This window comes from Brochothrix sp. (assembly GCF_017549435.1).
GTDB classification, from domain to species: domain Bacteria; phylum Bacillota; class Bacilli; order Lactobacillales; family Listeriaceae; genus Brochothrix; species Brochothrix thermosphacta.
Map to the genome: position 1 here is coordinate 1 of NZ_JAFYUW010000164.1, position 10,226 is coordinate 10,226.

The 10,226-nt window shown below is 38.6% G+C and carries 8 protein-coding genes and 2 tRNA genes; 1 reads left to right on the top strand and 9 read right to left on the bottom strand.

Annotated features, from left to right (window positions below; genetic code table 11):
• Positions 1-172: 172 nt before the first annotated feature.
• The 7 genes from IKV95_RS10555 to IKV95_RS10585 form a co-directional block, all read right to left on the bottom strand.
• Complete coding sequence (locus tag IKV95_RS10555) at positions 173-913, bottom strand: type 1 glutamine amidotransferase (protein ID WP_051536028.1); 741 nt, start codon at positions 911-913, stop codon at positions 173-175.
• A 1-nt stretch (position 914) separates the two neighbouring features.
• Positions 915-2,261, bottom strand: a complete 1,347-nt coding sequence (locus IKV95_RS10560; RefSeq protein ID WP_069120032.1) for a Mur ligase family protein — start codon at positions 2,259-2,261, stop codon at positions 915-917.
• A gap of 75 nt (positions 2,262-2,336) precedes the next feature.
• Positions 2,337-3,773, bottom strand: a complete 1,437-nt coding sequence (locus tag IKV95_RS10565) for an o-succinylbenzoate--CoA ligase (RefSeq protein WP_029092634.1) — start codon at positions 3,771-3,773, stop codon at positions 2,337-2,339.
• A gap of 18 nt (positions 3,774-3,791) precedes the next feature.
• On the bottom strand, positions 3,792-4,613 hold the full coding sequence (gene menB / locus IKV95_RS10570; RefSeq protein WP_029092635.1) for a 1,4-dihydroxy-2-naphthoyl-CoA synthase: 822 nt from the start codon (positions 4,611-4,613) through the stop codon (positions 3,792-3,794).
• Between the two features lie 12 nt (positions 4,614-4,625).
• A complete protein-coding gene (gene menH, locus IKV95_RS10575; RefSeq protein WP_081312086.1) occupies positions 4,626-5,432 on the bottom strand; it encodes a 2-succinyl-6-hydroxy-2,4-cyclohexadiene-1-carboxylate synthase in 807 nt (268 codons plus the stop codon).
• Entirely contained in the window at positions 5,419-7,164 is a 1,746-nt protein-coding gene (gene menD, locus IKV95_RS10580; RefSeq protein ID WP_069120034.1) for a 2-succinyl-5-enolpyruvyl-6-hydroxy-3-cyclohexene-1-carboxylic-acid synthase, read from the bottom strand. The genes menH and menD overlap by 14 nt, the downstream gene beginning before the upstream one ends.
• Entirely contained in the window at positions 7,145-8,560 is a 1,416-nt protein-coding gene (locus tag IKV95_RS10585) for an isochorismate synthase (protein WP_287451812.1), read from the bottom strand. The genes menD and IKV95_RS10585 overlap by 20 nt, the downstream gene beginning before the upstream one ends.
• A 220-nt stretch (positions 8,561-8,780) precedes the next feature.
• Here IKV95_RS10585 and IKV95_RS10590 point away from each other — a divergent pair, with 220 nt between their 5' ends.
• Positions 8,781-9,701, top strand: a complete 921-nt coding sequence (locus IKV95_RS10590) for a 1,4-dihydroxy-2-naphthoate polyprenyltransferase (protein ID WP_051457255.1) — start codon at positions 8,781-8,783, stop codon at positions 9,699-9,701.
• 299 nt (positions 9,702-10,000) lie between these two features.
• Here IKV95_RS10590 and IKV95_RS10595 read toward each other — a convergent pair.
• Positions 10,001-10,072: transfer RNA gene (locus IKV95_RS10595), tRNA-Glu, on the bottom strand.
• Positions 10,073-10,083: 11 nt separating this feature from the next.
• Positions 10,084-10,171 (bottom strand) — tRNA-Ser (locus tag IKV95_RS10600).
• Between the last annotated feature and the right edge of the window lie 55 nt (positions 10,172-10,226).

Consider the following 10,226-nt stretch of genomic DNA (forward strand, 5'->3'; position numbering starts at 1 on the left):
CTAACTACTGATTGGTACTCAATTGCTTACGCAATCTCCGTCCCATACTATTCTCGTAAGCTCATGAATTCGCAACGATATTAGCAATCCGCTACGATAGTAGTAAAAAAAGCAGTATTTTGACGAAAAACGCCAAGATACTGCTTTCACTAATTTATATAGTTTTATGGTATTACTTATCTGTAGCATCTCGTCCCAATAGACGTTCGGCTTTCGCTTTTGCTTGGAATTTACTTACTAACGGTGGTAATTCCGCTAATTCAGGATACTTCGTTTGTAACGCATTTAATAATAAACGGTCTGCTAAATCCGCATTATTTGCTAACAATGCACCATGTAAATACGAACCAAATGTATTTTTATAAATCGTTCCTTCTGTACCATCTTCACCGTTGTTGCCTCGTCCTTTTTCAACCATTGCCAACGGTTGTTGACCTTCACCAAGGTATGTACGTCCCCCATGATTTTCAAAGCCAACATATTTTTCGTCAAACGTTTTATTGTGTAAAATTACATCACCGATAAAACGTTCGTCGCCATTCACCGTATAGTGTGGCATCACACTAATACCATCGATACGATTGCCATCAGCGTCCATGTAATATTGACCCAACATTTGATAGCCACCACAAATAGCTAACATCACTTTATTATTCTCAATGTAGGCTGTTAAGGCTGCTTTTTTTGTTTGTAAATCTTTTGCTACTAATAGTTGTTCATAATCTTGACCGCCACCAATAAAAACCATATCGTATTTATCGCCATCAAACGGTTGATCCAAGCTGATTGTTTCGATATCGAAAGCAATACCGCGCGCATTCGCACGATGTTTAAGCACTAATAAATTGCCATTATCGCCATACGTATTTAACAGGTTGGCGTAAAGATGACACATTGTTAATGACATATCCATATTACCACTTTCCTTTCAACATGTTATTTTTGTACAGCTCTTCACGGAAACGCAACATTGCTGTGTACGTTGTTAATACGTAGACATCATCTGTTTTTTCTTTTTGAATCGCTTCGATTAAACCATCGATTGTCGGTACAATGCCAATTTCATCTTCTGGAATCCCAGCAACATTCAAACGCACACCTAAATCGTAATAACGTTCGCCACCTACACTATAACTCGGGATTGGCATTTCAGCTAATTTTTCAAAATTAACATCCCAAATCCAACTCACGTCAATACCATCTGCATAATGGTTGTTCATCAGTAAGAACAATGAGAACTCCTTCTCATGCAAAGCAATCGTTTCAATCGCTTGATTAAACCCAACAGGGTTTTTAACTAAAATAACATGTACTCGTTTGTCACCAACCATTACGGCTTCTTGACGTCCAAAAACAGCTTGATCAAGGACTAATCCTCGTTGAAGTTGCTCTGTTGATAAACCAAATTCACGTCCAATTGCATAAGCCGATAAAGCATTATAGCTATTATACAAGCCTCCGACAGTTAAGTGGTAAGGGTCATTATCAATTTGAACATCCGCTTCTTGGTCCGTTAAACGCGTCACTTCATTCAAGCGATACGTCAGTTCTGGACGTTTATAATCACATGTTTCGCAATAGTAATCTCCAAGATTATTATAAGTAATAAAGTTATATTTTAATGGTTTTTTACAATGTGGACACAAAGTAGCTGTTGCATTGATTTGCGCTTCTTGTGCTTCACCTTTTTCAATGTCAAAACCAAAATAAGTTACTGGATTCGGTACATCTAAATCATGGAAGATCGGTGCATCACCATTTACAAATAATTTTGTTTCAGGCGTTAAACGAGCGCCATCAAGCATTAATTTTAATGTCGTATAGACTTCACCATAACGATCAAGTTGATCGCGGAATACATTGGTAAAAACAATCGCATGTGGTTTTACATACTCAGTAATACTCACAAGACTTGCTTCATCTACTTCTAAAATAGCATGACGTTTTTCTTTGCGACCTGGTTGATAATTTTTCAAAAATGTTGAGGTAATTCCTTGTAACATATTAGCCCCTGTTGTGTTCGAAATCGTATCAGGATCAAGTTGTTTCAATACATTATGCATCAAAGCTGACGTTACTGTTTTACCATTTGTACCGGTAACAATTATCACTTCATAATTTTTAGAGATTTCTTCTAACACAGTCGGATCAAGTTTCAGCGCAACACGGCCTGGAAAACTGCTTCCTCCTTTGGTTAATGTCTGCACTGTCATGTAGACGGTTTTCCCGACCACAGCTGCCATTTTACTACGTAGTGACATGTTATTTCCCCTTCCAATCAATCGTATTCATTCAATTTATTTTACCACATGTGTTGTTTCTTCCAAAATAGTAAGCTATTGTTGACGCAACAAGTGGCGTTGTATCTTACCCGTAGCTGTTCGTGGTAACTTTTCTACGTGATAATAGGCCTGTGGCCATTTATATTTTGCTAGTTTATTCTTCAAAAAATGAGCGAGTTCAGCTTCTGTCACTGCTTTATCTGTAACGATGTAGGCAACAGGCACTTGTGTCCATTGCTCATTTGGAACACCGACAACAGCAATTTCCTTTATTGCAGGATGACCCAAAAGTACATGTTCAATTTCAGTGGGGTAAATATTCTCGCCACCAGAAATAATCAAATCACCCGCACGTTCTTTTACATATAAAAAGCCTTCGTTATCAAGGTAACCGACATCGCCTGTTCTAAACCATCCGTTTTGAAAATCAGTTGATTGTTTACCATAGTAGCCTGGTGTAATATTAGCACCTTTGAGCCAAATATCACCGACAGTATCAGCGGCTTCAGTTCCCTTATTAATACGCAATTGCGTTTGAAAAAGCGGCAAACCTGCAGAACCTAATTTATCAGCAACTTTGTCCAAAGGCATTGCAACAGCTTGTGCTGCGGTTTCTGTCATACCGTATGAAGGTATGACTGGAATATTTCGTTCTTGGCAGGCTGCTAATAATTCTTTTGTCACCGGTCCACCACCAAGCAATACTACTTTAACTGCTGGGTGACAACGATAGGTTGATGATGTTGTATCAAGCAGTCGATGCAACATTGTTGTTACAACTGACGCATGCGTAATGGTACCTTCGGTTAATAATAAACCGAGGCGAAACGCATCAAATTTTTGTTCTAGCATCACAGCCGTACCAAACAATAATGAGCGCATCATAATTGATAAACCACTTATGTGAAACAAGGGCACCGCACAGTACCAACAATCACCCACTCCTAAAGCGTTTGTCATGGCGGTTCCCATTGCTGATGCGAGATGGTTTCCGTAGGTTTGTTGCACCGCTTTAGGATGACCCGTCGAGCCTGACGTAAACATCATGGATGCTGTCGCCTTTAAAGATACCGTTTTATTTGGTATCATCGCAGGTGCGGTTAACTTCTCTAACGATACAAACGAAAGAGCAGGTCGCTGTGCTAAATCTAGCACGGCAACCAACTCTTTGAAGTTATCTGCATAAAGGAGTTGTGTTGTATCACTTTGCTCTAATTGATAGTTAATTTCAGAGGCGGTTAAGCGGTTATTAATAAAAACGGTTACCGCTCCGATTTGTTGTAATGCCAATATTAGCTCATACATTGCACGATTATTTTCACCTAGCAACGCCACGTGTTGTCCCGGAGAAATAACTGTTTGTAATTTCCCCGCTATTGACCACACACGTTTCCCTAATTCACGGAAGGTCGTTGTTTCGTTATCATAAATAAGTGCACTGGCTGTGGGTGACTGTTCCACCCTTTGGCTTAACCAATTATTCACAAACATTTACTCCACCCTCTCACTTTATGGGAATTTAGGGAATTGATCAAAGTTTGGCTCACGTTTTTCTTTAAAAGCATCGCGACCTTCTTTTGCTTCGTCTGTTGTATAGTATAACAATGTTGCATCACCAGCAAATTGTTGTAAACCAGCTAAACCATCTGTATCTGCGTTAAAGGCTGCTTTGATGAAACGTAATGATGTTGGGCTTTTCTTCAACATTTCCTCTGCCCAATCCATTGTTTCTTCTTCTACTTGTGCCAATGGTACCACTTTATTTACCCAGTTCATATCATAAGCTTCTGCTGCAGTATATTGACGACACATGAACCAAACTTCTTTCGCACGTTTATGACCTATAACTCGTGCCAAGTAGCCTGAACCATATCCAGCATCAAAGCTACCAACATTAGGGCCTGTTTGACCAAAGATGGCGTTGTCTGCTGCAATTGTAATATCACACACTAATTGTAGAACGTTACCACCACCGATAGAATAACCACGAACCATTGCAATAACAGGTTTAGGCATTACACGGATAAGGCGTTGTAAATCTAAAACGTTTAAACGTGGGATGTTATCATCACCTACATAACCACCGTTTCCACGTACTTTTTGATCCCCACCTGAGCAGAATGCTAAATCGCCTTCACCAGTTAAAATAATAACACCTGTATCTGCATCTTCACGACAGATTGTAAATGCATCAATCATTTCCATTACAGTTAAAGGTGTAAATGCATTACGTACATGTGGACGATTAATTGTTATTTTTGCCACGTGGTTTGTTTTTTCAAATTTAATCTCTTGATATTCTTTCACTTGTTTCCAGTCATATGTTTTCATTCTCTATTCCTCCTAATTTTTAAACACTTTTTTTAAATAGTTATTAAAATAACCACTTTTTTCAATATGTACCGCATGACCTGCATCTGGTACACCTTCGATTTCGAAGCTTGGCTGTTTGAGCCTCATCGCATTTGCGATGCTGACATATTTATTGTCCAATAGACCAACAATGCATGTAACAGGACAGTTAATGTCACTAAGTTTATCCCAGTAACTGGGTTGTGAACCTGTTCCCATGCCATACAACGATTCCTGCAAACCAACCACAGTATTATTTTCTCGCTGTTTGCGAAGGTGTTCTTTTACAGCCGTTGATAATATTCGTTGCGACTCAAACAGTGGAATCCCTTCCCAAAAATCAATAAAGGCTTCCAATCCATTTGTTTCCAACCGTTGAGCAAGTTTTTGATCACTGTGACGGCGTTCTGCCCGTTCTTCTGCTGTTGCCAACCCCGGAGAACTACTTTCAATAACAAGTCGTGTCACTTTTTCAGGGTATTCACAAGCTAATCCCAATGCCACTCTGCCACCCATTGAATAGCCAACAACATTAAAGTGTTCACTACCCAATTGAGTCATTATAGCGATGATATCAGTCAACTGTTCAGCATAATTACATTCTGTGGCAATAGTTTGACCATGCCCTGCTAAATCAAGTAAAACATGGCGAAAACCATCGATTGAAGTAGCGGTCTTTAAAAAGGTTTGTGAACTGCCAGTAAAACCATGTAACCATAATATTGTAGGTAATTCATCAGAACCTTCTATCAACAGATGATAGGAACGCGAACGTATCTTCACATTATAAGCTTTCATAACCAATCACTTCCTGTATATTATCCCACACACTGCGATGAGTGACTACATTTTCATAACGATTTGTTTTAATTTCAATAATATTTAAGCCTTTATCATGTGCAGATTGGTCTAAAGCGTCTTGGAATTCTTCCCAATCTGATATGCCATAGTAATTACCATCATACAATGAAGTTGCTTTCTCAATAGATATGTCCGTTGGTGTTCCAAATAGCTGCTCATAATGACGCGGACTGTCTGCTTGTGGTAAAAATGAAAAGATACCTCCACCATTATTATTAATAACAATTAAAGTCATGTTAAGTTGATTTGTACGTGACATCAACAAACCATTCATATCATGAAAGAATGTGACATCGCCGATTAAGGCATACATTGGTTGCTTAACAACACTCATTCCTAACGCAGTTGACACATTACCATCAATACCGTTAGCGCCTCTGTTGGCGTAGAGTTTAATGTGACGTTCTGTTTGTTGGAAGAACGTATCAATATCACGAATTGGCATACTATTTCCGATATATAAAGTCGCATTGTTCGGAAGATGTTGCTGTAATTCACTAATAACTTTCCCTTCATCCAAACCTTCAATTGTTTGTAAATACTTATTAACGGTAGCTTTACTTAAAGTATTTAATCGTTGCCATTGATCATACCATTCCGTATTGCGTTGTGTATAATCGACTGTCGTTAACAATTCTTCTACAAAAACGTGTTCTTCACAATGAATCATATCTGTCACTGCTTTAATTGGATCGCGCCAACTAGAGCCTGGGTCAACTACAAAATGACGGGCATCGTCTAAGGTATCAAGATATTGACTAAGGAATTTTGAAACCGGCATTGCTCCAAAACGGATAACCACATCTGCTTTCATCGCTTGTTTTACTCTATCGATACGTAATAAACTATCGTATTGATCAATTACTTTAATATCATTTTTACCAAAAGAACGAATTTGCGATAACGGATCTGCTAAAACGGGGAAACCTAGTTGCAAGGATAGCTCAACCAATTTTTCTGCAAAACCTTCAGCTTTATCAAGATCACCAATGACAATCAAACCTTTTTTCCCATGACAAACTGCGATAATTTGGTTTAAAAGATCTTTTTCAACTGTTTCTTTTGTCAAATAGATGTGTACATGATGACGCTTTTCTTCGCCACTAAAAGGCGAGGGATCTAATATAGGCATCAATGGTTGTCTTAGTGGGAAATTAAGGTGAACTGGCCCACTAGGCGCCTTTAAAGCCAAATCTACAGCACGTGCTCCATGCCATTTGGCATATTGCAACATTTCTGGACGATCTTCTGGTAAAGCCATATCAACAAAATCTTTCACATGATGACCATACAAATGAATTTGATCAATTGTTTGTGGTGCACCTACACCGCGCAATTCGTGTGGGCGATCTGATGTTAATACAACCAATGGAATTTGAGAGAGGTTAGCTTCTACTACTGCTGGCATATAGTTAGCTGCTGCTGTGCCTGATGTGCAAAGCAATACAACGGGACGGTGTGACGCTTTAGCCAATCCCAATGCGAAAAAACCTGCTGAACGTTCATCAATATCCACATATATTTTTAAAGTCGGATGTTCTGCCATTAGCATTGCTAACGGCGTTGAACGTGAACCTGGACTGATCACTGCATCCTTGACTCCTGCTTGTACAAGCTCTTCAATAAAAGACGAAAGATAACGCGTCATTTCAATTTGATGCTGTGTCATTGTCTGTCCCTCCTAATAATCTTAACATTGGTTGAAATTTCATTGCTGTTTCATGCCATTCATTTTCAGGAACAGAATCCGCAACAATCCCACAACCCGCAAATAAGCGAGCTGTTTTTTCTTGTGCAGCTAATGAGCGAATACCTACTGCGAATTCGCCGTTTTCATTACTATCATACCAACCGATTGGTGCACCAAAAAAGCCTCGGATAAGCGGTTCTTCTTTTGCAATCCATTCCACTGTTTTCTTAGATGGAAAACCACCTAAAGCTGGGGTTGGATGCATTTGTTTCACCAATGTTAAAAAAGACATTCCACTATTTAATTCGGCCTTAATGGGTGTATATAGATGTTGAATATCACGATTGCTTAAAATTTGAGGCTGTGATGAGTAGTTTAAATCATGACAAAGACCTGCTAATTTATTAGTAATCATGCTCACAACAATTTCATGCTCATGTAGATTTTTAGGATCTGCCAATAATTCATCGGCGTACATTTGTCGCTGTTCTTCTGTTTTTCCTGCTGCAATTGACCCTGCGACACCCGCTGAATAGATTGATTGCCCTTCTTTATATAATAAACGCTCAGGTGATGCACCTAAAAAGCTAGTGCCTTGATAACGCAACAAATAACGGTAACAATTCGGTTGTTGTAAAAGTAAGGCTGCCATTAATTCACCAATGTGTAATGAACGATTAAACACAATTTCTTTTTGGCGTGCAAGTACGACTTTCGTAAACACACCTGCCTCAATATGTTCAATGCCCTTATTTAACATCTTATCCCAATCAGTGGGCGTAATCAAATCTTCAATCTTCTTAATTATTAAAGGTGTTCTTTCTTTTTCTGACGTTATATTTAAAGTCCTTGCTTGCGCATAACTGTTATTCAGTTTTTTTTCAATACTCATAAAAGTATCATCCGCTTGAACAATGCAATTAATTGTCAACGTATTTAGCTTCTCTTTGCGCATAAACATTAACTCAGGTAACAAAAACAGCTGTTTTCCAAAAACATTCCAAATTGTTCCAGTTGTTTCTGCTTTATCATCAAAACTAAAACCACCAAAAAGTAATGGCAAACCACTATTTGCCTTATCTTGATCGCTTATTACTGCATCTTTTAGAAGCTGCGACCACTCTTGTTGTACCCCTGTTGCACTCATCATTTTTTCATTAAACACTGCCGCTGTCTTTATCCCTGTAAATTCTAATGAATCATCGGGTGTTTGCCAATAAAAAGCATCCTCTGTTTGAGGTAAATTAATTAACACCTTTGGAAAATTAATTTCTTCTATCGGAGTAATGATGCTCAATAACACTGCATTTTCAGTCTTTCTTGCTTGTTCAACTGCCTGTTTAATAGACTCTGTCACTTTATTTGCTAGTTTCATTAGATATATCGCCCCTATATAGATGCTCCATATAAAAAGAGAGAAACTATTCGAACGCATAAAACCAACGAATAGCTCTTTTTATATCAGCTTATGTTTACTCTGCCACACCAATTATAACAAAAAATATCACTGTATCATACTCTTACTTACTGTTATGGCAGTTTATAGTGTGTTATAGTTAAATTTGTATAATTACGCAATAAAGGAGAGGGTTTTTTTGAAACAAGGTCAGAGTTCTAAACTGGCTCGCATCACACAAAATAAATGGTGGAAATTATTACGTCCACATACGTTGGCTTCCAGCTATGTTCCTGTATTTGTTGGTTCTGCAGCAGCATTGCACTATTCAACCTTTAAGGTCTTACCATTTTTAGCAATGTTATTTGCAGCCTTTTTAATTCAAACAGGAACTAATCTATTTAATGAGTACTACGATTATAAACGTGGTCATGACGATGAAAATAAAGTAGGTCATGGTGGTGCTATCACAAAAGAGAAGATGTCTGCTAGCTTGATTCGCAATTTAGCCATTTTAAGCTTCCTAATCGCCCTTCTTCTAGGCGTCTATCTTTGTATCACTGTGAGTTGGTATCTCGCTGCTATCGGAGTAATTTCAATGATTGTCGGCTTTTTATATACCGGTGGTCCACTCCCAATTGCACATACACCCTTTGGTGAACTGATCGCTGGATTTTTCATGGGTGGTATTATTACTTACCTCAGCTTTTTTATTCAGACAGGCTACTTGAACAAAACAATTATTTTCCTTTCATTCCCGTTAATCGTTATGATTGGTAACATGTTGTTAGCAAACAGCTTACGTGATATTGAAGAAGATACTCGCAACGGACGACTCACTTTAGCAATCTTACTGGGTAGACGTTGGGCAACGGTATTTTATGCAGCTATGTGGTTATTCGCATTTGGATGGACTTGGTCATTAGTATTTACAATGAACCTTACACCATTCCTCTTTATTACACTTATTGCTGTACCACCAGCACTCATGTCTATCTATATCTTTTGGAAACAAAATGAAGTCATGAAGATGATTCCTGGAATGGCTACATGTTCTAAGGCAATCAAATATTACGGATTACTGACAGCACTCGCTTTAATCATTGGCTTAGCTTTTTAAATCAAACAGTTATTATATTAAAGAAGCACTTACGTCGGCAAATAGGCCCTCATAAGTGCTTCTTTTTTGGAGCTAATAATTTCACAAATTCCGAAATCGTTTTTTCTCTGTTTCAATAATTAATCGTATACAAAAAAAGAGGATAGAACTTAATCTATACTCCAAAAAGGTTCTTAATTTAATAGAATGGATTGGTACTCGCTTTCACTCCGCCCCATACTCTCCTCGTATGCGGAGAAATTCACTACGAGAAAAATAAAAAAAGATGCTAACTTTAAAAGTTAACATCTTTACTGTTATGACCCGTACGGGATTCGAACCCGTGATACCGCCGTGAAAGGGCGGTGTCTTAACCGCTTGACCAACGGGCCTAAATATAATACGGAGAAAGAGGGATTTGAACCCTCGCGCCGCTTTCGCGACCTACACCCTTAGCAGGGGCGCCTCTTCAGCCACTTGAGTATTTCCCCTAACTCCGCAAGTAGGGCTCGAACCTACGACAACACGATTAACAGTCGTGTGCTC